General features: G+C 74.9%; 23 protein-coding genes. 5 read left to right on the forward strand and 18 right to left on the reverse strand.

What is annotated here, in order from left to right:
• Positions 1–80: 80 nt before the first annotated feature.
• The gene (locus MODMU_RS22795) at positions 81–1,139 is read right to left on the reverse strand and encodes a BMP family lipoprotein (protein WP_231851908.1); all 1,059 of its coding nucleotides are present in this window, start codon (positions 1,137–1,139) and stop codon (positions 81–83) included.
• A gap of 295 nt (positions 1,140–1,434) precedes the next feature.
• Here MODMU_RS22795 and MODMU_RS22800 point away from each other — a divergent pair, with 295 nt between their 5' ends.
• Positions 1,435–2,781 carry a D-alanyl-D-alanine carboxypeptidase family protein gene (locus MODMU_RS22800; protein WP_014742756.1) on the forward strand — a complete coding sequence of 449 codons (1,347 nt, stop codon included), beginning with the start codon at positions 1,435–1,437 and terminating at the stop codon, positions 2,779–2,781.
• Positions 2,782–2,790: 9 nt separating this feature from the next.
• Here the strand turns inward: MODMU_RS22800 and MODMU_RS22805 are convergent, their stop codons facing one another.
• The 3 genes from MODMU_RS22805 to hisC are packed head-to-tail and all read right to left on the reverse strand — an operon-like array spanning position 2,791 to position 5,563.
• Complete coding sequence (locus tag MODMU_RS22805) at positions 2,791–3,387, reverse strand: 2'-5' RNA ligase family protein (protein ID WP_014742757.1); 597 nt, start codon at positions 3,385–3,387, stop codon at positions 2,791–2,793.
• 1 nt (position 3,388) lies between these two features.
• Positions 3,389–4,411 (reverse strand): tryptophan--tRNA ligase, encoded by a 1,023-nt coding sequence (gene trpS, locus MODMU_RS22810; protein ID WP_041795557.1) that lies wholly within the window; start codon positions 4,409–4,411, stop codon positions 3,389–3,391.
• A gap of 27 nt (positions 4,412–4,438) precedes the next feature.
• Positions 4,439–5,563: a histidinol-phosphate transaminase gene (gene hisC, locus MODMU_RS22815; RefSeq protein WP_014742759.1), complete on the reverse strand. Its 1,125-nt coding sequence runs from the start codon at positions 5,561–5,563 to the stop codon at positions 4,439–4,441.
• A gap of 62 nt (positions 5,564–5,625) precedes the next feature.
• On the opposite strand from hisC, the gene galE reads away from it, so the two are divergent.
• Positions 5,626–6,579, forward strand: a complete 954-nt coding sequence (gene galE, locus MODMU_RS22820; RefSeq protein WP_014742760.1) for a UDP-glucose 4-epimerase GalE — start codon at positions 5,626–5,628, stop codon at positions 6,577–6,579.
• A gap of 4 nt (positions 6,580–6,583) precedes the next feature.
• On the opposite strand, the gene MODMU_RS22825 is transcribed toward galE, so the two are convergent.
• Complete coding sequence (locus tag MODMU_RS22825) at positions 6,584–7,651, reverse strand: hemolysin family protein (RefSeq protein WP_231851708.1); 1,068 nt, start codon at positions 7,649–7,651, stop codon at positions 6,584–6,586.
• 471 nt (positions 7,652–8,122) lie between these two features.
• On the opposite strand from MODMU_RS22825, the gene MODMU_RS28780 reads away from it, so the two are divergent.
• Positions 8,123–9,031, forward strand: coding sequence for a CAP domain-containing protein (locus MODMU_RS28780; protein WP_197537361.1), 909 nt, complete (start codon positions 8,123–8,125; stop codon positions 9,029–9,031).
• A 48-nt stretch (positions 9,032–9,079) separates the two neighbouring features.
• On the opposite strand, the gene MODMU_RS22835 is transcribed toward MODMU_RS28780, so the two are convergent.
• The 5 genes from MODMU_RS22835 to MODMU_RS22855 form a co-directional block, all read right to left on the reverse strand.
• Positions 9,080–9,970 carry a hypothetical protein gene (locus MODMU_RS22835; protein WP_014742763.1) on the reverse strand — a complete coding sequence of 297 codons (891 nt, stop codon included), beginning with the start codon at positions 9,968–9,970 and terminating at the stop codon, positions 9,080–9,082.
• A 182-nt stretch (positions 9,971–10,152) separates the two neighbouring features.
• Positions 10,153–11,367 (reverse strand): NADP-dependent isocitrate dehydrogenase, encoded by a 1,215-nt coding sequence (locus MODMU_RS22840; RefSeq protein WP_014742764.1) that lies wholly within the window; start codon positions 11,365–11,367, stop codon positions 10,153–10,155.
• 85 nt (positions 11,368–11,452) lie between these two features.
• Positions 11,453–12,406: a malate dehydrogenase gene (gene mdh / locus MODMU_RS22845; RefSeq protein ID WP_014742765.1), complete on the reverse strand. Its 954-nt coding sequence runs from the start codon at positions 12,404–12,406 to the stop codon at positions 11,453–11,455.
• Between the two features lie 59 nt (positions 12,407–12,465).
• The gene (locus MODMU_RS22850) at positions 12,466–12,807 is read right to left on the reverse strand and encodes a DUF3017 domain-containing protein (protein WP_014742766.1); all 342 of its coding nucleotides are present in this window, start codon (positions 12,805–12,807) and stop codon (positions 12,466–12,468) included.
• The gene (locus MODMU_RS22855; RefSeq protein WP_014742767.1) at positions 12,804–13,673 is read right to left on the reverse strand and encodes a bifunctional methylenetetrahydrofolate dehydrogenase/methenyltetrahydrofolate cyclohydrolase; all 870 of its coding nucleotides are present in this window, start codon (positions 13,671–13,673) and stop codon (positions 12,804–12,806) included. Before MODMU_RS22855 ends, MODMU_RS22850 begins: the two co-directional genes overlap by 4 nt.
• Before the next feature lie 94 nt (positions 13,674–13,767).
• Between MODMU_RS22855 and MODMU_RS22860 the strand changes: the two genes are divergently transcribed.
• Entirely contained in the window at positions 13,768–14,469 is a 702-nt protein-coding gene (locus tag MODMU_RS22860; RefSeq protein WP_014742768.1) for a hypothetical protein, read from the forward strand.
• Between the two features lie 12 nt (positions 14,470–14,481).
• Here the strand turns inward: MODMU_RS22860 and MODMU_RS22865 are convergent, their stop codons facing one another.
• The 8 genes from MODMU_RS22865 to MODMU_RS22900 all read right to left on the reverse strand — a co-directional run bounded on the left by MODMU_RS22865 (position 14,482) and on the right by MODMU_RS22900 (position 22,646).
• Positions 14,482–15,090, reverse strand: coding sequence for a pentapeptide repeat-containing protein (locus tag MODMU_RS22865; protein WP_231851709.1), 609 nt, complete (start codon positions 15,088–15,090; stop codon positions 14,482–14,484).
• Positions 15,091–15,110: 20 nt separating this feature from the next.
• Positions 15,111–16,661 (reverse strand): bifunctional phosphoribosylaminoimidazolecarboxamide formyltransferase/IMP cyclohydrolase, encoded by a 1,551-nt coding sequence (purH, locus tag MODMU_RS22870; protein ID WP_014742770.1) that lies wholly within the window; start codon positions 16,659–16,661, stop codon positions 15,111–15,113.
• Positions 16,658–17,311, reverse strand: a complete 654-nt coding sequence (purN, locus tag MODMU_RS22875) for a phosphoribosylglycinamide formyltransferase (RefSeq protein WP_014742771.1) — start codon at positions 17,309–17,311, stop codon at positions 16,658–16,660. The genes purH and purN overlap by 4 nt, the downstream gene beginning before the upstream one ends.
• 45 nt (positions 17,312–17,356) lie before the next feature.
• Entirely contained in the window at positions 17,357–18,553 is a 1,197-nt protein-coding gene (locus tag MODMU_RS22880; protein ID WP_014742772.1) for a cell division protein PerM, read from the reverse strand.
• A 52-nt stretch (positions 18,554–18,605) separates the two neighbouring features.
• Entirely contained in the window at positions 18,606–19,268 is a 663-nt protein-coding gene (locus MODMU_RS22885) for a hypothetical protein (protein WP_041795558.1), read from the reverse strand.
• A 130-nt stretch (positions 19,269–19,398) separates the two neighbouring features.
• Positions 19,399–20,277 carry a succinate--CoA ligase subunit alpha gene (gene sucD, locus MODMU_RS22890; RefSeq protein WP_014742774.1) on the reverse strand — a complete coding sequence of 293 codons (879 nt, stop codon included), beginning with the start codon at positions 20,275–20,277 and terminating at the stop codon, positions 19,399–19,401.
• Between the two features lie 30 nt (positions 20,278–20,307).
• Positions 20,308–21,471: an ADP-forming succinate--CoA ligase subunit beta gene (sucC, locus tag MODMU_RS22895; protein ID WP_014742775.1), complete on the reverse strand. Its 1,164-nt coding sequence runs from the start codon at positions 21,469–21,471 to the stop codon at positions 20,308–20,310.
• Between the two features lie 107 nt (positions 21,472–21,578).
• On the reverse strand, positions 21,579–22,646 hold the full coding sequence (locus MODMU_RS22900; protein ID WP_231851710.1) for a hypothetical protein: 1,068 nt from the start codon (positions 22,644–22,646) through the stop codon (positions 21,579–21,581).
• 153 nt (positions 22,647–22,799) lie between these two features.
• Between MODMU_RS22900 and MODMU_RS22905 the strand changes: the two genes are divergently transcribed.
• Complete coding sequence (locus MODMU_RS22905; RefSeq protein ID WP_014742777.1) at positions 22,800–23,711, forward strand: esterase/lipase family protein; 912 nt, start codon at positions 22,800–22,802, stop codon at positions 23,709–23,711.
• The last annotated feature ends 192 nt before the right edge of the window (positions 23,712–23,903 follow it).

The raw sequence follows: 23,903 nt of genomic DNA on the forward strand, positions 1-23,903 counted from the left end.
TACACACGGAAAACGGCGGGCCCGGGGGCGTGTGTCGCGCCCAGGCCCGCCGCCGTCAGTCCGTGCTCACGACGCCCGTGTCACGGGGTCGTGGGGACCTCGATGTCACCGGAGATGATCTGCTGGGTGTAGTCGTCCAGCTGGGTCTTGATGTCGTCGATCTGGCCACCGGAGGTGGACAGGCCCACGCCGTCGCTCTCCAGGTCGTTGACGACGTCGCTGCCGCCCTCGACCGACCCCTCGGAGTAGTCGGTGATGAAGGTCTGGATCGCGACGTCGACCCGCTTGAGCACCGACGTCATGATCACGGCCTGCAGGGCCGGGTCACCGACGGTCTCGTACTGGTCGGAGTCGACACCGATCGCCCGGCCACCCGCCTCGGCGGCCGCCTCGAACACGCCCTGACCCGAGCCACCCGCGGCGTGGTAGACGATGTCGGCGCCGGCCTGGAACATGCCCTGGGCGAGGATCTTGCCGCGCGCCGGGTCGGCGAAGCCGGAGAAGTCACCGGCGGCCGAGATGTACTGGCGGTCGATGACGATGCCCGGCTTGGCCGCCTGGGCACCGGCGACGAAGCCGGCCTCGAACTCCTGGATCAGCGTGGTCTCGACGCCGCCGACGAAGCCGATGTGGCCGGACTCGGACTTCAGCGCCGCCGCCACACCACCGAGGAACGAGCCCTCGTTGGCCGCGAACAGCAGGCCGGTCGCGTTGTCCAGGCCCATGTCGGCGACCGACTGGTCGACGATGGCGAACTCGGTGTCCGGGTACTGCGGGGCGACCTCGGCCAGCGCATCGGCGAAGGCGAAGCCCACGGCGATGACCGGGTTGTTGCCGTCGTCGGCGAGCTGGGTCAGCAGGTCGACCCGGTTGGAGCCGTCGGCGTTCGGCGACAGCTCGGTGACCTCACCGCCGAGGTCCCCGATCGCGGCCTCGACACCGGCGTAGGCCGAGTCGTTGAACGACTTGTCGCCACGGCCGCCGGTGTCGTAGGCGAGGCCGATCTGCAGGTCGCCGCTGGCGGCGCTGCTCTCGCCGCTGCCACCCCCGCTGCCGCTGCTGGTGTCCTCGTCGCTGGCGCAGGCCGCCAGGGCCATGCTCCCGGCCAGCAGCAGCGCTGCGGCCTTCATCCCACGCACTCGGCGCAAGACGGTCTCCTCTCTCGGAGGGCACGGCCGGCCCTCGGCAGGCCCGCGCCCCGGTGCTGTGTCGTCCAGGTTCCCCCGCCGTCCGGCTCCCGCGGTGAGGCGGCTCGGCCAGCGACGGCGACCTCGGCACGCTAACTGCGGCTCCGCCGCCGATGGCCGCCCGGGAACGGATAGAGACCCGATCGTTGCCAACGGGCAACACCGGGCACACACGGCCGGTGAGCCCGGCCACACCGCCGTCCGGGCCCCGCCTCCCGGCCTCCCCGCGCCGGGTTAGCGTCCTGGGGTGCGCCGACCTCCCCCGCTGCGCCGGCTCACCGCCGGGGTCCTGGTCACCGCGACGCTCCTGGTGGGCGCCGCCGGTCCGGCGCTGGCCGAGGGGAGCCGGCCGACGGTGGACCCGTCGGCGCCGACCCCCACCGCCCCCTTCCCCGGGCTGCCACCGCAGGGCAGCGCCCCGGACGGGAGCACCGTCGGCGGCCCGGGGCTGGCCACCCGCGGGATCGCCACCGTCCCCGGCGCGCCGGTGCTGCCGGCGGGGACCGACGCGCGCGGCTGGCTGGTCGCCGACGCCGGCACCGGGGAGGTGCTGGCCGCATCGGACCCGCACGGCCGCTACTACCCGGCCAGCACGCTCAAGACGCTGACCCTGCTGACCCTCGCGCCGGTCCTGGACCACGGCCTGGTCGTCGAGGGGACCACCGACGACGAGGCGGTCGAGGGCAGCCGGGTGGGGCTGGTCCACGGCGGGCAGTACCCGGTCGACCTGCTGTTCCGGGCGCTGGTCATGCAGTCGGGCAACGACGCGGCCAACGCGCTGGCCCGGGCCGCGGGCGGGGTGGGGCCCACCCTGGCGGCGATGAACACCACCGCGGAGCGGCTCGGCGCGTTCGACACGGTCGCCGGCACCCCCTCGGGGCTGGACGTGGCCGGCCAGTCGTCCTCGCCCTACGACCTGGCGCTCATCATGCGGCAGCTGGTCGCCGACCCGTACACCCTCGACGTGCTGCAGACCCGCACCGCGCAGATGCCCGCCGTCGCCGACCTCACCCCCGGCTACCAGATCCAGAGCCAGGACACCCTGCTCGACAGCTACCCCGGCACGCTGGGCGGCAAGACCGGGTTCACCGACGCCGCCCGGCACACCTTCGTGGCCGCGGCCGAGCGCGGCGGCCGGCGGCTCGTGGTCAGCCTCATGCAGGCCGAGCGCCGGCCGGTGCCCGAGCTGCAGCAGGCGGTGAACCTGCTGGACTGGGGGTTCAGCACCGCGCCCGACGCGTCCGGGCTCGGCCGGCTCGTCGAGCCCGGCGAGGTGTCGGCGGTGAGCACCCCGACGGTGCCCACCCCCACCGCCGCGGCGGACGGCCGGCTGTCCGGGGAGGAGGCCGCGTCCGCCTCGGCGGCGACGGCGGCGCCCACGCCGAGGCCCACCGCGGAGCAGACCGGCTCCGGGTCCCCGGCCGTCCCGCTCGCGCTGGCCGGGGGGGCGCTGCTCATCGTGGCCGCCACCGTGCTCGGCGTGCGCCGGGCGCTGCGCCCGGTGCCCCGTCCCGGCGCCCCGGCCGCGCACCCGGCGTCGCGACCCGGTCCGGCCGAGGGGCCACCCGCGGCTCCGGGCAGGCCTGCCGGCTGACGGGGTCGGTCAGCGGGCGGGGCCGGTGAGCGGGTACTCGCGGGCCACGGCCCACGCGCCGTCGGGGAGCTGCTCGAACTCGGTGAACGAGGAGACCCGGAACTCCGCCTGCAGGTCCGCCAGCCCGGCCGAGGCCATGTCGAGCATGTCGGTCGGGACGTCGTGGGCGACGGTCACGTGCGGGTGGTACGGGAAGGTCAGCGGCCGGGCCAGCGGTCCGCGGCGGACGTCGCCGGCGATCCGCGCGCACTCCGCCACCCCGCGGGCGACGGCGACGAAGACGACCTCGGAGACCGGGCGGAAGGTGTCCGTGCCCGCCAGGTGCAGGTCGAAGGGCGGGTGCGCGGCGGCCACCGTGGCCAGGTGCGTGGTGATCGCGGCCCGGTCGTCGACCAGCACCTCGGTCGGCGGCAGCAACGTCACGTGCGGTGGCACCAGGCTGGCCTGGGGGTCGCCGCACTTGCCCCGCCACTCCACCAGCAGCTGCGCCCACGGCTCCGGGATCGACACGACCACGCCGAGCACCGCCGTCTCCGGCGCGGTCCGCGGGAGGGTGATCGACCTGTGCACGAAGGTGTCGTCGGCGCGCAGCGGTCGGCCGGTCACGTCAGCGGCCTCCGGCGGCGGGCAGGAAGCCCACCCGGTCGTAGACCGTGGCCAGCGTCGGGGCGGCGACCTCGCGGGCACGGGAGGCGCCGGCGGCGAGCACCCGCTCCAGCTCGGCGGTGTCGGCCAGCAGCTCCGCCGTCCGGGCCTGGACCGGTGCCAGCGCGTCGGTGACGACCTCGGCGAGCTCCTTCTTCAGGTCGCCGTAGCCGCGGCCGGCGAAGTGCTCCTCCAGCTGCGCGACCGACTGCCCGGACAGCGCCGCGTGGATGGTCAGCAGGTTGGTCACCCCCGGCTTGCCGACCGGGTCCGCGACGACCTCCCGGCCGGTGTCGGTGACCGCCGAGCGGATCTTCTTGGCGGTGACCTTCGGGTCGTCGAGCAGGTTCACGCAGCCGGCCGGCGGCAGGCTCTTGCTCATCTTCTTGTCCGGCGACTGCAGGTCCAGCACCTTCGCCGCGCCCGGCGGGATGTAGGCCTCGGGCAGCGTGAAGGTGTCGCCGTACCGGCTGTTGAACCGGGTGGCCAGGTCGCGGGTGAGCTCCAGGTGCTGGCGCTGGTCCTCCCCCACCGGCACCCGCTGGGCCTGGTACAGCAGGATGTCGGCGGCCTGCAGGACCGGGTAGGTGAACAACCCCACCGACGTCCCGGAGGTGCCCTCCCGGGTGCTCTTGTCCTTGAACTGGGTCATCCGGCTGGCCTCGCCGAAGCCGGTCAGGCACTGCAGCACCCAGGCCAGCTGGGCGTGCTCGGGCACGTGGCTCTGCACGAACAGCGCGCTGCGGGACGGGTCGACGCCCAGCGCGAGCAGCTGGGCGGCGGAGACCAGGGTGCGCTGCCGCAGCACGGCCGGGTCCGGCTGCTCGAGGGTGATCGCGTGCAGGTCGACGACGCAGTAGAAGGCGTCGTGGTCGTCCTGGAGGGCCACCCACTGCTTCAGCGCACCCAGGTAGTTGCCGAGGTGGAAGGAGTCCGCCGTCGGCTGGATGCCGGACAGCACACGGGGAGCAGGCACGCCCTCCATCGAACCACGCGCCCCGGGCACCACCGCTCAGGTGCCTGCAGCTCCTGCGGGCTCGCTGGTCAGGACCTCGTCCAGCGCGCCGAGGAAGACGTCGTCCTCCTCCGGGGTCCCGACGGTCACCCGCAGCCCCTCGCCTGCGAAGGGCCGGGTGATCACCGCCCGCGCCTCGAGCGCCGCCGCCACGTCGGTGGTGCGCTCCCCCAGCGGCAGCCAGACGAAGTTGGCCTGGCTGTCGGCGACTGCGAGGCCGCGGCGGCGCAGCTCGGCGGTCAGCCGCGCCCGCTCCGCCACGACGGCGGCGCAGCGGGCCCGCACCTCGTCCTCGCTGGCCAGCGCGGCCACCGCGGCGGCCTGGGCGAGGGTCGAGACGCTGAACGGCACGTGCGTGCGGCGGACGGCGTCGGCGACGGCCGGGTCCTCGGCCAGCAGGTAGCCCACCCGCAGCCCGGCCAGGCCCCAGGCCTTGGAGAAGGTGCGCAGGACCGCGACGTTGGGCCGGCCGCGCATCAGCTCGACGCCGTCGGGCACGTCGGGGTCGGTGACGAACTCGCGGTAGGCCTCGTCCAGCACGACGAGGGTGGCGGCGGGCACCTCGTCGAGGAAGCGCTCCAGCTCCGCCCGGCGCACCGCCGTCCCGGTGGGGTTGTTCGGGTTGCAGACGAAGACCAGCCGGGTCGTCCCGTCGATCGCCGCGGCCAGCGCGGGCAGGTCGTGGGTGTCCGGTGCCGCGCCGGGCGACCCGGGGACGAGCGGCACCTGCTGGGTGCGCGCGCCGGCGACCTGGGCGAGCAGCGGGTACATCTCGAACGACCGCCAGGCGAAGGCGATGCTGGTGCCCGGGTCATTGTATGCCTGCGCCAGCTGCTGGCAGACGGTCACCGCGCCGCAGCCGACGGCGACCTGCGCCGGCTGCACGCCGTACCGCTCGGCGAGCGCCGCGGTGAGCACGGTGGCCCCGTTGTCGGGGTACCGGTTGGTCTCGGCGGCGGTGGTGGCGATCGCCTGCAGGACGGCGGGCAGCGGCGGGAAGGCGACCTCGTTGCTGGCCAGCTTCACCGCCCGCTCGACGCCGATCTCCCGGGCCAGGTCGGCGGGGTTGCGACCGGGCCGGTACGCCGGCATCGCGGCCACGGCGGGACGTGCGCTGACCACGCGGGCTCCTCCTCCGCACGTCCGGGCCGCACCCCGGACGGGGCGCTGTCTAGGCTCGCACCATGCGCGTTCTCGTCACCGGCGGCGCCGGGTACATCGGCAGCGTAGTCACCGCGGCCCTGCTCGAGGGCGGGCACGAGGTGACCGTGCTCGACGACCTCTCGACCGGCCACGAGGACGCCGTCCCCGAGGGCGCGACGCTGGTCCGGGCCTCGCTGCACGACTCGGCGCCGGTGCTCGCCGACGTCCGCCCCGAGGCCGTGCTGCACTTCGCGGCCAAGAGCCTGGTCGGCCAGAGCCAGGAGTCCCCGGAGCTGTACTGGGAGAACAACGTCGGCGGTTCGCTGGCGCTGCTGGAGGCGATGCGGGCCGCCGACTGCCGGCGGATCGTCTTCTCCTCGACCGCGGCCACCTACGGCGAGCCCGAGGAGGTGCCGATCCTGGAGACAGCGCCGACCCGGCCGACCAACACCTACGGCGCGAGCAAGTTGGCCGTCGACGCGATGCTGACCTCCTACGCGGTCGCGTACGACTTCGCCGCGGTCAGCCTGCGGTACTTCAACGTCGGCGGGGCCGCCTACGGGCGCGGCGAGCGGCACGCCACCGAGACCCACCTCATCCCGATCGCGCTGCAGGTCGCGGCGGGCACGCGGGAGGCGCTGACCGTCTACGGCCAGGACTACCCGACCCCCGACGGCACCTGCATCCGCGACTACGTGCACGTGACCGACCTGGCGGCCGCCCACCTGCTGGCGCTGCCGGCCCCCGCCCCGGGCGAGCACCGCATCTACAACCTGGGCAGCGGCAGCGGCTTCTCGGTGCAGGAGATGGTCGACGCGGTGCGCACGGTGACCGGGCACCCGCTGCCGGTCGTGGTCGGCCCGCGTCGCGCCGGCGACCCGGCCCGGCTGGTGGCCAGCTCCGAGCTCATCCACGCCGACCTGGGCTGGGCGCCGGAGCACACCGCGCTCACCGAGATCGTCGCCGACGCGTGGGAGTTCGCCCAGCAGCGCTGAGGCGCTACCGGCGGGTGTGCTCCTGCGGCGCCGGTTCCGTCTCGTCGGTGTCCGGCTGCGGTGCGGCGCTGACCGAGATCCGGGCGATCCGCCGTCCGTCGAGCTCGAGCACGGTCAGCGTGCGGCCCTCGACGTCGACGGTGTCCCCCACCACCGGCAGCCGGCCGAGCTCGGCCAGCACGTAGCCCGCGACGGTCTCGTAGGGCCCCTCGGGGAGCTTGAGCCCGGTCGCGTCGGCGAAGTCGTCGAGGTTCCACAGCCCGTCGACCTCGTGCGGCCCCTCGGCCGGCTCGTCGGACTCGGCGGTGACGTCGTCGTCGTACTCGTCGTAGATGTCACCGATGACCTCCTCGATGAGGTCCTCGAGGGTGACGATCCCGTCGGTGCCGCCGTACTCGTCGACCACGATCGCGAAGTGCCGGTTCTCCTTGCGCATCTCCGACAGCGCGGTGAGCACCCGCGCCGTGCCCGGCAGCCGCTTCACCTCGCGGGCCAGGTCGCCGACGGTCGCGGCGCGGCCGGCCGGGTGGTTGGGCAGGAAGAGGTCGCGCACGTGCACGAAGCCGACGACGTCGTCCTCGTTGCGGCCGGCGACCGGGTACCGGGACCAGCTGGAGTCGGCGACCTGCTTGGCCGCGCGGCTGGCGGTGGTGCCCGCGTCGAGGAAGTGGACCTCGGTGCGGGGGGTCATGACCTCGCGCACCTCGCGGTCACCGGCCCGGAAGACCTCGTCGATCAGCCGGCGCTCGTCGGAGGACAGCGACTCGTGCGCGGCGACCAGGTCGCGCAGCTCCTCCTGGCTGATCGACTCACCGCTCGCCCGCGGGTCACCGCCGAGCAGCCGCACCAGCACGTTGGTCGACGCCGAGAGGAACCAGATGATCGGCCGGAACAGCGTGGCGATGGCGTTGAGCGGGGCGGCCACGACCAGCGAGAACCCCTCGGCGCGCTGCAGCGCCAGCCGCTTGGGGGTCAGCTCGCCGACGACCAGCGACAGGTAGCTGATCGCGATCGTGACGGCGACGAAGGCGAGCGGGTCGGCCAGGCCGCGGGACATCCCCCGGCTCGGCACCCCCCCATTCGGCCCAGGGGTCCGAAAAGGGGCCTCCCCCCCAACGGGGCGGAAAAAAAACCGCCCCGGGGGACCCCCCCCCGGGGGCGGGGAGGAACTGGTTGGGTTCGGGAAGGGGCTTTTTAAGGCCCTCCCCCCGGGGGCCCTTTTCGGCAAGTGGGGGGCCTTGGACTCACGGAGGGACACCAGTGCGATCTCGGCGCCGGAGAAGGCGCCGCCGATCAGCACGAAGGCGATCACCATGACGATGTTGAGCCAGACGTCGCTCACGAGCGGCGTGCTCCTCCAAGATGTGGTCCTCGACGGGAGTGTCCCGTGGTCGACCACGGTAGTGGCTGCGGCAGGGCGCCGATCCCACTGATCAACTCGCACGTCCCACCGGGGTGTTCCCCGCGCGACACTCCGGTGACGGAACGCACCCAGTTACCCTCGCTCGGTAACGATTCGTGATCTGCCGTGAGGACCTCCACCGTGCCCTTCCGCTCCCTCCCCTCCCCCGCCCGACTGCGCGGGTGGCGCCGGCTCTGGGCCCCCCTGGCGCTGTCCTGCTCGGTGGGCTCGGTGGCGCTCACCGCCGCGATCGGCGGGGGCCAGCTGCCGGGCACGCACGACGCCGCGAGCGCATCGGCCGCGCAGCAGAGCGGCTGGGCATCGCCGGCCCCGAGCAGCAGCCCCTCCTCCCCGGTGGCGCCGGTCGTGGTGCCGACGACCGCCGCCCCGTCGTCCGCCGTCCCGACGACCGCCGCCCCGACGACCGCCGTCCCCACCACCCCGGCCCCGTCGACCGTGTCGACGCAGCCCTCGACCGCCGCCCCGACGACCCGCGCGGTCCCGGCGCCCCGGACGACGGCGACCTCCGCGGCGCCGGTGACCCGCTCGACCCCCACCGCGCCCGCCCCGGCGGCCAGCACGACGGCGACCCCCGCGCCCGAGCCGGCACCGGCTCCCGCACCGGCTCCCGTCGCTCCTGCGCCCGCGCCGGCTCCTGCCGCCCCGGCGGCCGCGCCCGGGCCGGAGGGGCAGGTGCTCGCCCTGGTCAACGCCCAGCGGGCGACGGCCGGGTGCGGCCCGGTCGCCGCCGACGACCGGCTGGCCGCGGTCGCCCGGGCGCACAGCGCCGACATGCGGGACCGCCGCTACTTCGCGCACACCAACCCCGACGGCCTGGACCCGTTCGCGCGGGCGCGGGCGGCCGGCATCACGTACGCGCGGGCCGAGAACATCGCCTACGGGCAGCCGGACGCCGCCGCCGTCATGGCGGCGTGGATGGCCAGCCCCGGGCACCGGGCGAACATCCTGAACTGCGAGCTGCGCACGCTGGGCGTCGGCGTGGCCCAGGGCGCCGGCGGCCCGTGGTGGACCCAGCTCTTCGGCGGCTGATCACCTCGGGTCCGCCGGTGCCTCCCGCGGCCGGTGGACCCGAGGTGATCACCAGGCGAGAGCGGCGGCGATGCCGGCCAGCAGCTCGGCGGGACGGCGCACGTCCTGCTTCGTCACGAAGTGCACGCGCCAGCCTGCTGCGGTGATCCGGTTGAGGCGGCGCCGGTCCTCCGGGAACTGCGCCACGTCGCCGTGCCAGGCACCCGGCCCCGTCCAGAGGCTCGCCCCGAGCTTGCGAGGGGTGAGGAGGACGGGGTCCTTCCGGAAGCGGCCGTCGACGCGGACTTGGTACTGGGCGACCGGCCGGGGCAGCTCCGAGCGGTGCAGCAGCAGCCGCAAGCGGGTCTCCGGCGGGGACTCCGCGAGACCGTCGGCGAGCGACGCCGTCCGCCGCGCGGCGACGGTGCCCCGCCCACCCGGCGGCAGGGCGGCCACCGCCGCCCGCACGTCGGCGAGCGCCACCACCCGAGCCGTGACCAGCCGGTCCAGCAGCACCACGGACTCGTCGCCCTCGTCCCGGCGGATCAGGTCCACCGCGGTGCGCACCCGGCTCGTCCAGCGCAGCACCCGCCCGGACCGGACGACGTCACCGGCCAGCGGCGCGCTGCGCACCCGCACGCCCGGACCCGGCGTCCAGCGGGTGCCGGGCGGTACGACGACCTCGACCGGGTCGTCGACCGACGCCAGGTCGTCGAGCCCCCACAGGACCGCGGCGGTGCGGCCGCCGAGCGCCGCGGCGCGGGGCATCACCAGGCTCACCCCGCGGGCCAGCAGCTGGTGGTCGACGGCCAGGTCCGCGTCGGCGTAGACGTCCCGGCGCAGCCGGCGCCACGCGCTGCTGCGCAGCTGCTGCTCGGTCAGCAGTCCGGCGCCGACCGCCCAGGTGCCGCGGAAGACGCGGCCACGCAGCTCGGCGGGGCGCAGCGGGGGCACGGGCACCGGCGGAGCGTGCCGGACGAGCGCACCGGGCCGCTGGCGTCGTCCACAGGTCGGTGATCATCTCGGCTCCACCGTTGCCTCCCGCGGTTGGAGGCAACGCTGGACCCGAGGTGATCACGGCCCCGGACGCACCGCAGCCCCCTCACCCGGGAGGTGAGGGGGCCGCGGTCACGGGGTGGTGCTCAGGCCATGGCCTTCTGCAGGTTGGCGTCGATGGCCGCCAGGAAGTCCTGGGTGGTCAGCCAGGGGGCGTCCTTGCTGATCAGCAGGGCGAGGTCCTTGGTCATCTGACCGCTCTCGACGGTCTCGACGCAGACGCGCTCGAGGGTCTCCGCGAAGCGGGTCACCTCGGGGGTGCCGTCGAGCACGCCGCGGTGGGCCAGGCCCCGGGTCCAGGCGAAGATCGACGCGATCGGGTTGGTCGAGGTCTCCTTGCCCTGCTGGTGCTGGCGGTAGTGCCGGGTCACCGTGCCGTGGGCGGCCTCGGCCTCGACGACCTTGCCGTCCGGGGTGGCCAGGACCGAGGTCATCAGGCCGAGCGAGCCGAAGCCCTGCGCCACGGTGTCGGACTGCACGTCACCGTCGTAGTTCTTGCAGGCCCAGACGTAGCCGCCCTCCCACTTCAGCGAGGCGGCGACCATGTCGTCGATCAGCCGGTGCTCGTAGGTGATGCCGGCGGCGTCGAACTGCTCCTTGAACTCGGTCTGGTAGACCTCCTCGAAGATGTCCTTGAACCGGCCGTCGTAGGCCTTGAGGATCGTGTTCTTCGTGGACAGGTACACCGGGTAGCCGCGGTTGAGCCCGTAGTTCAGCGAGGCCCGCGCGAAGTCGTAGATCGACTCGTCGAGGTTGTACATCGACAGCGAGACACCGGCGCCCGGCGCCTGGAAGACCTCGCGCTCGATGGGCTCGCCGCCGTCCTCGGGGGTGAAGACGACCTTCAGCGTGCCGGCGGTCGGGAAGGTGAAGTCGGTGGCGCGGTACTGGTCGCCGTAGGCGTGCCGGCCGATGATGATCGGCTTGGTCCAGCCCGGTACGAGCCGCGGCACGTTCTGCATGATGATCGGCTCGCGGAAGATGACGCCGCCGAGGATGTTGCGGATCGTCCCGTTCGGGGAGCGCCACATCTTCTTCAGGCCGAACTCCTCGACCCGCGCCTCGTCGGGGGTGATGGTGGCGCACTTGACGCCCACACCGTGCTGCTTGATGGCGTTGGCCGCGTCGATCGTGACCTGGTCGTCGGTCGCGTCGCGGTTCTCCATGCCGAGGTCGTAGTACTCGAGGTCGACGTCGAGGTACGGGAGGATCAGCTGGTCCTTGATGAACTGCCAGATGATCCGGGTCATCTCGTCGCCGTCGAGCTCGACGACCTTGCCCTCGACCTTGATCTTGCTCACAGACTTCTTCTCCTTGTGCTTCTCATGGCCCCGCTGCAGGGTCCCGCCGCGAGCTTGCGAGGGGTGGGGGCAGTGGGGTCCTTCTTCAGAGGTCGGCCACGTCGGCCTGCTTGGCGCGGACGGCTTCGGCCGCCTCGCGCAGGCCTGCCAGCTCACTGTCGGACAGGTCGCCCTCGACGACCCGCCGCACCCCTGCCCGGCCGATCTCGGCCTCGACGCCGAGGTAGACCCCGGTGATCCCGTACTCGCCGTCGACCCAGGCGCACACCGGCATCACGGCACCGGAGTCCTCGATCACCGCGCGCGCCATCCGGGCGGCGGCCGCCGACGGCGCGTAGTACGCCGACCCGGTCTTGAGCAGGGCCACGACCTCGGCGCCGCCGTTGCGGGTGCGGTCGACCAGGTGGGCGATGCGGTCGGCGGCCAGCACGTCGGCCAGCGGCTTGCCGTCGACGGTGCACCGCGAGGGCACCGGGACCATCGTGTCGCCGTGCGAGCCGAGGGTCAGCGTGCGCACCGATCCGACCGGGACGCCGAGCTCCTCGGCGACGTTGTTCGTGAAGCGGGCGGTGTCCAGCATCCCGGCCTGGCCCATGACCCGGGCCTTCGGGAAGCCGGTGGCCAGCTGCGCCAGCGCGGTCATCTCGTCGAGCGGGTTGGAGACGACGATGACGACGGCGTCCGGCGAGGTCCGCGCGACGTTCTCGGCGACCGAGCGGACGATGCCGGCGTTGGTCTCGATCAGGTCCATCCGGCTCATGCCGGGCTTGCGGGGCAGACCGGCCGTGATGACCACGACGTCGGAGCCCTCGGTGCCCTCGTACGAGCCGCCCCCGACCCCGACGACCCGGGTCTCGAAGCCCTCGATCGGGCGGGACTGGTTGATGTCGAGCGCCAGGCCCTCGGGCCGGCCCTCCACGATGTCGGTCAGGACGACGGTCTCGAACACGTCGTACTCCGCCAGTCGCAGGGCGGTGGTCGACCCGTAGAAACCGGCACCGACGACGGTCACCTTGCCGTTCCGGGCCCGCTCTGCCATGCCCGCCAACCTAGCCCCGGGCGGCGTCCCCCGGCCATGCGGGGCCTCCTCCGCGCTGGTCAGGTGTGCGGGATCGCCACCGCGAGGACCGCGACGGCCACCCCGGTGGCGACCATCAGGGTGACGTCGACCGGCCGGCTGCGGACGGCGAGGAAACCGATCCGGCGCAGCGGCAGGAACAGCCGGAAGAGCCCGGCGACGACCACCGCCAGCCCCATGACGACCAGCCCGCTGCGCCACCGCTCGGCCGCCACCAGCAGCAGGCCGCACCCGACGGTGACCAGGACGACGAGCAGCGGCCACTGCCGCACGAACCCGGCCAGCAGCGGCCGACGCAGGTACAGCGGCTGCCGCTGCGTGCTCCCCGGCCGCCGGGTCGGGCGGGTGGCCGGGCCGGTCATGCCGACAGCACCTCGACCGCGGCGGCCTGCTCCGCGGCGAGGACGACGTTGGCCAGCAGCATCGCCCGGGTCATCGGGCCGACGCCGCCGGGGTTGGGCGCCACGTGCCCGGCCACCTCGCGCACGTCGGCGGCGACGTCCCCGGCGATCCGGCCGTCGACCCGGCTGACCCCGACGTCGAGGACGGCGGCGCCCGGCTTGACCATGTCGGCGGTGACCAGTCCCGGGACGCCGGCCGCGGCGACGACCACGTCGGCGGCGCGGGTGTGCGCGGCCAGGTCGCGGGTGCCGGTGTGGCACAGGGTCACGGTGGCGTTCTCGCTGCGCCGGGTGAGCAGCAGCCCCAGCGGCCGGCCCACGGTGATGCCGCGACCGACGACGACCACCTCGGCGCCGTCCAGCGGGACGTCGAAGCGGCGGAGCAGCTCGACGATGCCCAGCGGGGTGCAGGGCAGCGCACCCGGGACGCCGAGGACCAGCCGGCCGAGGTTGACCGGGTGCAGGCCGTCGGCGTCCTTGGCCGGGTCGATCCGCTCGAGGACGACGCTCTCGTCGATCCCCCGCGGCAGCGGCAGCTGCACGATGTAACCGGTGCAGGCGGGGTCGGCGTTGAGCTCGTCGACGACCGCGAGGACCTCCTCGAGCGAGGCGGTGGCGGGCAGCTCGCGCTGGATGCTCGCGATGCCCACCTGCGCGCAGTCGGAGTGCTTCGCCGAGACGTACCAGCGGCTGCCCGGGTCGTCGCCGACGAGCAGGGTGCCGAGCCCCGGACGCCGTCCGACGGCGGCGAGCGCGGCCACCCGGTCGGTCAGCTCCGCCCGGATCGCCGCTGCTGTCGCCTTGCCGTCGAGAGTCGTCGCCACCACGCGTCGCAGTCTGCCGCACGAGGCTGCCCGCCCTAGGCTCGACGCCATCGACAGCCCGCGGCTGTCACGCCGTCCGCGCGCGGAGGAGGCCCCCATGAGCGAGCCCGTCGGCCGGTACCGCGAGGACGACGCGCCCCCGCACGGCAGTACCGGCTACACCGGCGCCCCGCTGCCCGGGCAGCCGCGCACCGAGCAGCCGACCGAGGTCGTCCCGCCGACGCCGACCCGCGAGGACACGGTGGCGTACCCGTCCCCGCGGCCGGTCGACGACCAGCGATCGGAGGACCCGCTGGACGACATCGCGGAGTGGGAGGTCGACGGGGCCGCGACCGAGCCGGACTACCGGGACACCGCCGTCGTGGTGCGCCGGGCGGACACCCTCGCCGGCCTGCTGCTCCTGCTCGCCGGGATCGCGGCCGGGGTGAGCCTGCTCGTGGTGTGGGTGCACGGGGGCGCGACCGGGCTGGACCTGCTGCGCGACGGCACCGACGACCTGGACACCCCGCAGCAGCTGGTCGACACCGGCAGCTGGGAGGTGCCGGCGGTCGTGTTCGGCGGCGCGGTGCTGTTCGTGCTGGGCCTGCTGGCGTACGTGCCGGCGAAGACGCACCGGCTGCTGGGGGCGCTGGCCCTGCTGGTCAGCCTGGTGGTGGCCGCCGCCGTGCTCGTGCCGCTGGCCGACCTCGACTGGGACCTGCAGCGGTGGGCGGTCGGCTCGTGGCTGGCCGCCGCGGTCGCCGCGCTGGGCTTCCTCGGCGGGCTCAAGGCGCTGTCCACCTCCGCGCGGCTGAGGTGACCCCGCCGGCGCTCAGTCGACCAGGGCCCCGTGCGCCCGGGCGAAGGAGACCGCCTGGAGGACGTCCACCCGGACCCCGGTGAGGTCGAACCCGCGCCAGTTGACCCCGTCGGTGTCCGCGCCGCGCAGGTCGGCGCCGCGCAGCCGGGTGGTCTGCAGCCGCGCGTGCCGCAGGTCGGCGCGGGTGAGGTCGGCGCCGGTCAAGTCCGCGTCGGTCAGGTCGGCCTCGCGGAGCTTCTGCCCGGAGAGGTCCACCCCGGACAGGTCGGCGCCGCGCAGCGAGGCGTAGGACCAGTCGGAGTCCACCGAGGTCATCGGCCGCATCGTGGCGCCGGGGAACTGCGAGCCGGTGAGCTTGCAGCCGGTCCAGCGCACGTCGAACAGCCGCGCCCGGTCGAACCGGCAGGACAGGAACGCCGTCCCGTCGTGGCTGGAGCCCGCCAGCGCCACCCCGGTGAGCACGCACCGCTCGAAGACGCACCGCCGGGTCACCAGCTCGGCCAGCTGCGCGTCGTCGAACCGGCAGTCGACGAACGTCACCCGCTCGAGCACCGCGCCGTCCCAGTCGACCCGGGCGAGGTCCTCGTCCTCCCAGACGCTGTCCGGCTCCGGCGGCCCCACGTGCGGGCGGCTCCCCCGCATCAGTGGGCGAAGTGGCGGGTGCCGGTCAGGTACAGCGTGACGCCGGCGGCCTCGGCGGCGGCGACGACCTCGTCGTCGCGCACCGACCCACCCGGCTGGACGACGGCGCGCACCCCGGCGTCCAGCAGCACCTGCAGGCCGTCGGCGAAGGGGAAGAACGCGTCGGAGGCGGCGACCGCACCGGTGGCCCGCTCCCCGGCCCGGGCGACCGCGAGCCGGGCGGAGTCCACCCGGTTGACCTGGCCCATCCCGACGCCCACCGTGGCCTTGTCGCTGGCCAGCAGGATGGCGTTGCTCTTGACCGCCCGCACCGCGCGCCAGGCGAAGACCAGGTCGTCCATGCCGGCGGCGTCGACCGGCCGGCCGGTGGCCAGGGTCCAGCTGGTCGGGTCGTCACCGGGGGCGTCGATGCGGTCGGCGGTCTGCAGCAGCAGCCCGCCGCTGACCGGGCGCAGCTCGACCGTCAGCCTCGGCGCTTCGGGCATCAGCAGCAGCCGGACGCTCTTCTTCTGGGTCAGCACGCCCAGCGCGTCCTCGGTGAAGGACGGCGCGACGACGACCTCGGTGAAGACCTCGGCGATCTGCTCGGCCAGGGTCAGGTCGACCTCGCGGTTGGCCGCGATGACCCCACCGAAGGCGGAGACCGGGTCGCAGGCGTGCGCCTTGCGGTGCGCGGCCGCGATGTCGGCGCCGACGGCGATCCCGCACGGGTTCGCGTGCTTGATGATCGCCACGCAGGGGTCGTCGTGGTCGTGCGCGGCCCGCCAGGCGGCGTCGGTGTCGACGTAGTTGTTGTAGGACATCTGCTTGCCGTGCAGCTGCTCGGCGTCGGCGAGCCCGGGTTGGCCGCTGCGGTAGAGCGCCGCGCCCTGGTGCGGGTTCTCGCCGTAGCGGAGCACGTCGGCCCGCTCCCAGCTGCCGCCCACCCAGGTCGGGAAGCCGCTCTCGTCGTCCGGGCTGAGCACGTTGCCCATCCAGGAGGCGACCGCGACGTCGTAGGCGGCGGTGTGCCGGAACGCCTCGGCGGCCAGGCTCTGCCGCTGGGCGAGGGTGAAGCCGCCGGCGGTGACCGCCTCGACCACCTCGTCGTACCGGCCGGGGTCGACGACGACGGCGATCGACGGGTGGTTCTTCGCCGCGGCGCGCACCATCGCCGGGCCGCCGATGTCGATCTGCTCGATGCACTCGTCGGGCGAGGCGCCGGAGGCGACCGTGTCGCTGAACGGGTAGAGGTTGACCACGACGAGGTCGAACGGCGCGATGCCGAGCTCGTCGAGCTGGCGGACGTGGTCGGCCTTGCGCCGGTCGGCGAGGATCCCGGCGTGCACGGCGGGGTGCAGCGTCTTGACCCGCCCGTCCAGGCACTCGGGGAACCCGGTGACCTGCTCGACCGGGGTCACCGGCAGCCCGGCCGCGGCGATGCGGGCGGCGGTGGCGCCGGTGCTGACCAGCTCGACGCCGGCCGCTGCCAGCCCTCGGGCCAGCTCCTCCACGCCGTTCTTGTCGTAGACGCCGAGCAGCGCACGGCGGACGGGGATGCGATCGCTCATCGGGGGCTCTCCTCGGTGGTGGTCGTGGCAGTGGGGGGCAGCCCGGCGACCACCAGGTCGCCCAGGGTCTGCACCAGGAGCTCGCGCTCCACGGTCTTGATCCGCTCGTGCAGGCGGGCCTCGTCGTCGTCGGGCAGCACCGGGACGGGCCGCTGGGCGAGCACCGGCCCGGTGTCGAGGCCGGCGTCGACCAGGTGGACGGTGGCCCCGGTGGTCGTCACCCCGGCGGCCAGCGCGTCACGGACGGCGTGGGCCCCGGGGAACGCCGGCAGCAGGGCCGGGTGGGTGTTGAGCACGCGCCCCGGGAAGGCGCTGAGGACGGCCGGGCCGAGCAGCTTCATGAACCCGGCGCTGACCACCCAGTCCGGACGGCGGGCGGTGAGCTCCTCGGCCAGCGCACGGTCCCAGGCGGCGCGGTCCGGGTGCTCGCCCAGGACCTGCACGAAGGTGTCGATGCCGCGCTCGCGGGCGTGGGCCAGGCCGGCGGCGCCGGCCCGGTCCGACCCGACGGCGACGACCTCGGCCGGGTAGCCGGGGTCGTCGGCCGCGGCCAGCAGCGCGGCGCACAGGCTGCCGGTGCCGGACAGCAGGACCACCACCCTCGACCGGGCGGTGCGCGGCCGCGGGACGGCGGGTGCGTCGGCGGACACGGTCACTGACCCTAGCCGTCGGGCCCGGAGGCCCGCCCGACCGCATCAGCGGCGGGACCGCCAGCGGCTCACCGCGGCCGCCGGAGCAGCGGCGATGCCGGCCTGCGCGGCGATCGACAGCCCGGTCGCGAGCGCCGGTGCGCCGACCTCGGCCAGGCCCGCGTCGCCGAGCCGGCCACCGGCCACCAGCACCCAGAGGCCGCAGAGGACGCCGACCCCGACCCCGGCGACGACCCCCCACAACCCGGCGGTGAGGGCGCCGCCGTCGGCGTCCCCGAGCCGCCGGCCGAGCACCAGGCCGGCGACCAGGCCGGCGACCACCGGCAGCGCCTGGGCCAGGAAGGCCAGCAGCGGCACCGCCTGGGTGTCGGGCAGCGCGGCCATCAGCGGCAGCGCCGGCACGCTGCCCAGCGTGACCCCGCCGGTGGACACGAACGTGCCGGCGCCGACGAGGAAGCCCGGTCCGGCGGCCAGCCCCATGACCGCGGCGGCGGCGTTGGGCAGCAGCAGCACGCTGAGGCCGACCAGGCCCGCCGCACCGGCGCTGGCGCCCCCGAGCCCGCTGACCAGCCGGCCGGCGCCGTCGACGTCGTCGACCAGGGCGACCGAGACCACCGCCGTGCAGCAGGCAGCCAGCGCCAGGGTGCCGGCGACGGCGGCCCGGACGAGCGCCCGGCCCGGCCCGGGGAAGCGGTCGGCGAGGCCGGCGCCCGCCCCGGACTCGCGCACCGCACCCAGCCCACCGGCGAGCACGGCGAGGACCAGGGCGCCGAGCACCGACCGCAGCAGCGCGACCGAGGCGCCCGGCGTGCTGACGGCCAGCGCCAGGGCGGCGGTCGCGGCCGTGTGCAGGACGACGACGACGGCGAGCACCCGGGCCAGCGGACCCGGGCCGGACAGCTCGCGCAGCGCGACCACCGACCCCGCCGCCCGGCTCAGCCCCCAGGCGACGCCGGCCGTCAGCAGCAGCGGGGCCAGCCGCAGCGGGCCGGACGGGAGCTCCAGCTCGCCGCCCTGGGCGAGCAGCCACAGCTGTCCGGCCAGCCGCGCCGAGGACCCGACCGGCAGCCCGCCGTCGGGGTCCAGGGTCTGGACGACGACGAGGGCCAGCCCCAGGCCGAGCAGCCCCACCACGGACACGGCGAGGGTGGTGGCCGCGGCGAGCCAGCCCGCGGCCGGCCCCCGGCGCTCGCCCGGTGCACCCGGCGCCAGGGTCGGCAGGCGCGCGAGCAAGGAGGTCACCGGACCACTGTCGCAAGGCCGGGCGCCGGGCGCACGTACCGGGGTCGGCCCGTCAGCTTTCGGTGTCCCCGGTGGTGTCGGGAGCCGGGGCGGGCGGGTCCGCGGGCGGCCGGGTCGGCGGGGGTCCGCGGTAGGGCGACTCGTCGACCGGTGCCGGGTCGTCGGGCGGCGGTGCCTCGACCCGGGGTGGCGACGGCTCGGGCGCCGGGGCCTCGGCGGGGGCCACGCCGGGAGCGGCGGTCCGGCGCAGCTCGGGCAGCAGCCGCAGCACCGCACCGGTGAGCACGGCGACGGCGGCGAGGAGCGCCAGCAGGCCGACGAGGCTGAACCCGATGTCGAGGTCGGACAGCCACTCGACGAGGGTCAGCAGGAGCGCCGCGGTGGCGAGCCCGACGGTGACCAGCGACCGGGGGAACCTGACCGGGACGTCGGCGACGGCGGGGAGCACCGCCCAGGCCGTGGCCGCCAGCAGCAGCACCAGCGCGACGACGACCAGGCCGGAGTCGAGGCCGTGGGCCGACGCCTGGGGGAAGCGGTAGCCCTGCCCCAGGTCGAAGGCGTCGACGCGGTACCAGGGGAGCAGCGCGAACAGCAGGTAGAGCAGCGTCCCGCCGACCACCACGCGGTCGGCGAGGGCGACCCGGCCCAGCACCGGCCGACGGGGCCGCCGCCCCACCGGGTCGCCGGTCACCTGCTCCGGACCGCTCGACGTCATCCGGCTCCCCCTCCTCGACCCCGCACGGACGGCACTGCCCGGCCCCCTTCACGGGGAGCCGGGCAGTCCGGCCCCCTCGCAGGGTCCCGCGCCGAGCGGAGCGAGGCGTGGGGGGCGAGGGGGTCCTTGTTCAGGCGCCGACGATCTCCCGCATGAGGCGGGCGGCCTCCGACGGGGTCTTGCCGACCCGGACGCCGGCGGCCTCGAGGGCCTCCTGCTTGGCGGCGGCGGTCCCGGCCGAGCCGGACACGATGGCGCCGGCGTGGCCCATCGTCTTCCCCTCGGGTGCGGTGAAGCCGGCGACGTAGCCGACGACCGGCTTGGTCACGTTGGCCTTGATGAAGTCGGCGGCCCGCTCCTCGGCGTCGCCGCCGATCTCGCCGATCATCACGATCGCCTCGGTCTCCGGGTCCTCCTGGAAGGCCTGCAGGCAGTCGATGTGCGTCGTCCCGATGACCGGGTCACCGCCGATGCCCACGGCCGTGGAGAAGCCGATGTCGCGCAGCTCGTACATCATCTGGTAGGTCAGCGTGCCGGACTTGCTGACCAGCCCGATCTTGCCGGCCTGGGTGATGTTGGCCGGGATGATGCCGGCGTTGGAGCGCCCGGGGCTGATCAGCCCGGGGCAGTTGGGGCCGATGATCCGGGTCGAGCCGCCCTGGGCGTGCGCCCAGAAGTAGGTCGAGTCGTGCACCGGGATGCCCTCGGTGATGACCACGGCCATCCCGATCTGGGCGTCGATGGCCTCCAGGACGGCGTCCTTGGCGAACTTCGGCGGCACGAAGACGACGCTGACGTCGGCTCCGGTCTCCTTCATCGCGTCGGCGACGGAGCCGAAGACGGGCACGGAGGCGCCGTCGAAGTCCACGTCCTGGCCGGCCTTGCTGGGGTTCACGCCACCCACGACGGCGGTGCCCGAGGCGAGCATCCGCTGGGTGTGCTTCCGCCCCTCGGACCCGGTCATGCCCTGGACGATGACCTTGCTGTTCTCGGTGAGGAAGATCGACATCTCTCTGGGTCCTGTCTCAGCTAGGGGAGGTCAAGCGGCGGCGAGCTCGGCGGCGCGGCGGGCGGCGCCGTCCATGGTGTCCACCACGGTCACCAGCGGGTGGGCGGCCTCGGCGAGGATCCGCCGGCCCTCCTCCACGTTGTTGCCGTCCAGCCGGACGACCAGCGGCTTGGTGGCCTCGTCGCCGAGGATGCCGAGCGCGTGGACGATGCCGTTGGCGACCGCGTCGCAGGCGGTGATGCCACCGAAGACGTTGACGAACACGCTCTTCACGGCCGGGTCGGACAGGATGATGCCCAGCCCGTTGGCCATGACCTCGGCCGAGGCACCGCCACCGATGTCGAGGAAGTTGGCCGGGCGCACCCCGCCGAACTCCTCACCGGCGTAGGCCACGACGTCCAGCGTGCTCATGACCAGGCCGGCACCGTTGCCGATGATCCCGACCTCGCCCTGCAGCTTGACGTAGTTGAGGTCCTTCTCCTTGGCCGCGGCCTCCAGCGGGTCGGCCGAGGCGGCGTCCTCGAGGGCGTCGTGGTCGCCGTGCCGGAACGAGGCGTTCTCGTCGAGGGTGACCTTCGCGTCGAGCGCGAGGACGGTGCCGTCGGGCGCCTTGGCCAGCGGGTTGATCTCGACCAGCGTGGCGTCCTCCTTGGTGAAGACGTCCCACAGCTGGACGGCGATGGCGATCACCTGGTCGCGCACCTCGGCGGGGAAGCCCGCGGCGTCGACGATCTCGGCGGCCTTCTGCTCGTCCACGCCGACGCTGGCGTCGACGGGGATGCGGGCCAGCGCCTCGGGCCGCTCGACGGCGAGCTGCTCGATCTCCATGCCGCCCTCCTTCGAGGCCATGGCCAGGAAGGTGCGGTTGGACCTGTCGAGCAGGTACGAGAAGTAGTACTCCTCGGCGATGTCGCTGGCCTGGGCGACCATCACGCGGTGGGTGATGTGCCCCTTGATGTCCAGCCCGAGGATGTCCTGGGCCCGCGCCTTGGCGCTCTCGGGGTCGTCGGCGAGCTTGACGCCGCCGGCCTTGCCGCGGCCACCCACCTTGACCTGGGCCTTCACGACGACGGGCGCAGCGATCTCGCGCGCGATCGCCTCGGCCTGCTCGGGTGTCTCGGCGACGCCGCCGGGGAGCACGGGAACGCCGTGCGCGGCCAACAGGTCACGGGCCTGGTACTCGAAGAGATCCACGAACAGGCACCGTAGCTCTCCCGTCACCGGGTCGCCGCACGCGCCTCGGCGAGGGTGGGTCGTATCACACGTCTCTTCCGCTCAGCGGCGTCCGCGACCGGCCGGGGTCACCGCGGGACGGGCGCACTCCCGGACCGCCACCGCCAGGCGAGCACGGTCAGCGCCGCCGCCGCGAGGCCGAGCACCAGCAGGCCCACGCCGGGCAGGGTCCAGTCGACGGCGGGGCCGCGCACCCCGTCGCGCCACCCGGTCAGCGCGGCGGCGAGCAGGAACACGGTGACCCCGAGCAGGCCCCCCACCGCGCCGAGCCGTGGCCGCAGCGACGGGGCGGTCACCGCGCACAGCAGCAGCGCGACGGCCAGCAGCAACCCGCCGAGCAGCGCCAGCCCGGGGCGCTCGAGCAGCGGCTGCGCCCCCTCTCCCGCGACGACCGTCTCCAGCCCGGTGGTCGGGTCGGTGACCACCCGGTCCGGGACGTCGGCGGCGGGCAGGGCCAGGCACAGCGCCGCGGCCACCCCGACGACGACGGCGCAGCCGGCCAGCGCCGGTCGCAGCGGGTCGAGCGTCCCGCCGTCCTCCATGACCGTGCGGCCCCAAGCGACCATCGCCAGGACCCCGGCGAGCACGGCCAGCGAGAGCGCCACCACCCCCAGCACCCACCCGGTGCCGATGTCGACGGAGCTCGTGACCACCCGCTCACCGGCCAGCACCTCGACCGCCGGGCGGGTCGTGGACCCGCGCCCCTCGTACAGCTCGATCAGCAGGCGGCCCACGGCCAGCGCGCCGGTGACCGCGGCGTAGGCCAGCCCGAGACGCGGCACCCGACCGAGCAGCAGTCCGGCGCCGACCACCACCGCGGCGGCCGGCGCCAGCAGGGCGACCAGCGCGTCGACCGGTCCGGACACCGGGGCGACGGCCGAGCCGCCGACCACGAGGTAGGTCGGGAAGGCGGCGATCGCGGCCACCAGCCCGGCGAGGGCGAGCAGGGCGCCGACGACCCGGGCGAGCAGCGGCACCGGCCCGACCACCAGCTGGTCGACCGGCGCCGGGGAACCCGCCCGGCGGGCGGGACCGGCCCCGGCGCGACCCGCCTGCGCCGGCGCACGACGGGGTCCGGACGCCGCCGGCCCCCCACCCGTGCGGGAGCGGGCAGGGATCCGGTCACGGGCGGGCACTGGTCCCCTCCTCGGGTCGTGGTCGCCGTCAGGCGTGTTGTGTGTCCGGTGTGTGACGTCCAGCACACCGGGGCATTAACGTCCCGGGCGCGAGCACACCTGGTGCTCTGTCGCACCGGTCGCCCGACCGGCACGGACTGGAGGAGGACCGGCGTGCACGCACCCGAGCTCTCCTCCGTACCAGCGTGGCACGCCCCGGCCGTGGTGGCAGGGAGCGACGTCCCGGCGGCCCCCTCCGGCGCCGGGCGCGGGCTGCGCTCGCTGGTCTCCCCCGCCCTGCTCACCGGCGGCCTCACCGAGCTCGCCTGGGTGGGCGCGCACGCGCTGCTCTACCCGCTGGGCGCCCGGACCGAGCAGCTGCAGGTCGACGGCCGGTTCCGGCCCGGCACCCAGCCGCCCGGGGTCCGCGCGCTCTTCGCCGACGACCCGCTCGCCGCCCACGTCCCGGTCGTGCTGGTGCACGGCCTGGTCGACAACCGGTCGGTGTTCACCGTGATGCGCCGCGCGCTGCGGCGGCGCGGGTTCGCCTCGGTGTGCACCTGGAACTACAGCCCGCTGCAGCGCGACGTGCAGGGCGCCGCCGAGGCGCTCGGCCGGCACCTGGAGCGGGTGTGCCGGGAGACCGGCCACGAACGGGTGCACGTCGTCGGGCACAGCCTCGGCGGCCTGGTGGCGCGCTACCTGGTGCAGCGGCTGGGCGGTGACCAGCGGGTCGACACCCTGGTCACCCTCGGGACGCCGCACGAGGGCTCCCGCTGGGCGCACTGCCTCCCGACGTCGCTGGTCCGCCAGTTGCGCCCCGGCTCACCGCTGCTGCGCGAGCTGGCCGAGCCGGCACCGGGCTGCCGCACCAGGATCACCTCGATCTACAGCGACCTCGACCAGATGGTGGTGCCCTCGGTCGCCGGCCGGTGCGAGCACCCGGACCTGCGGGCGCGCAACGTGCTGGTCCGCGGGGTCGGGCACATGTCGCTGCCGATCCACCGCGGCGTGCTGGACGAGGTCGCGGTGACCCTCGCCGGGTTGCGCGACGGGTCGACCGATCGGCCGGCCACCGCCGCCTGACCAGCCGAGACGCCTTCCGCGGCGGTTTCTGCGGGTGTCGCTACGCAGCGCAGCCGGGTGCAACACGCGCTGTCAGGTCGTTGAACCCGGCACGGGCCGTCGTTAGCGTCCGAACCACACCGGTGGGATTTCACCTCCCGAGAGTGGTCCCGTCGCGTGGTGCACCTGCCGATCCCATGACCGTCTGGTGCA

It is taken from the genome of Modestobacter italicus (assembly GCF_000306785.1).
Taxonomy (GTDB): Bacteria; Actinomycetota; Actinomycetes; order Mycobacteriales; family Geodermatophilaceae; genus Modestobacter; species Modestobacter italicus.

Excerpts from the sequence above, each read along its gene's own strand:
- trpS (WP_041795557.1), bottom strand. The coding sequence starts at position 4,411 with ATGGAGGGCGTGCCTGCTCCCCGTGTGCTGTCCGGCATCCAGCCGACG.
- galE (WP_014742760.1), top strand. The coding sequence starts at position 5,626 with ATGCGCGTTCTCGTCACCGGCGGCGCCGGGTACATCGGCAGCGTAGTC.
- mdh (WP_014742765.1), bottom strand. The coding sequence starts at position 12,406 with ATGGCAGAGCGGGCCCGGAACGGCAAGGTGACCGTCGTCGGTGCCGGT.
- MODMU_RS22850 (WP_014742766.1), bottom strand. The coding sequence starts at position 12,807 with ATGACCGGCCCGGCCACCCGCCCGACCCGGCGGCCGGGGAGCACGCAG.
- MODMU_RS22860 (WP_014742768.1), top strand. The coding sequence starts at position 13,768 with ATGAGCGAGCCCGTCGGCCGGTACCGCGAGGACGACGCGCCCCCGCAC.
- purH (WP_014742770.1), bottom strand. The coding sequence starts at position 16,661 with ATGAGCGATCGCATCCCCGTCCGCCGTGCGCTGCTCGGCGTCTACGAC.
- MODMU_RS22885 (WP_041795558.1), bottom strand. The coding sequence starts at position 19,268 with ATGACGTCGAGCGGTCCGGAGCAGGTGACCGGCGACCCGGTGGGGCGG.
- sucD (WP_014742774.1), bottom strand. The coding sequence starts at position 20,277 with ATGTCGATCTTCCTCACCGAGAACAGCAAGGTCATCGTCCAGGGCATG.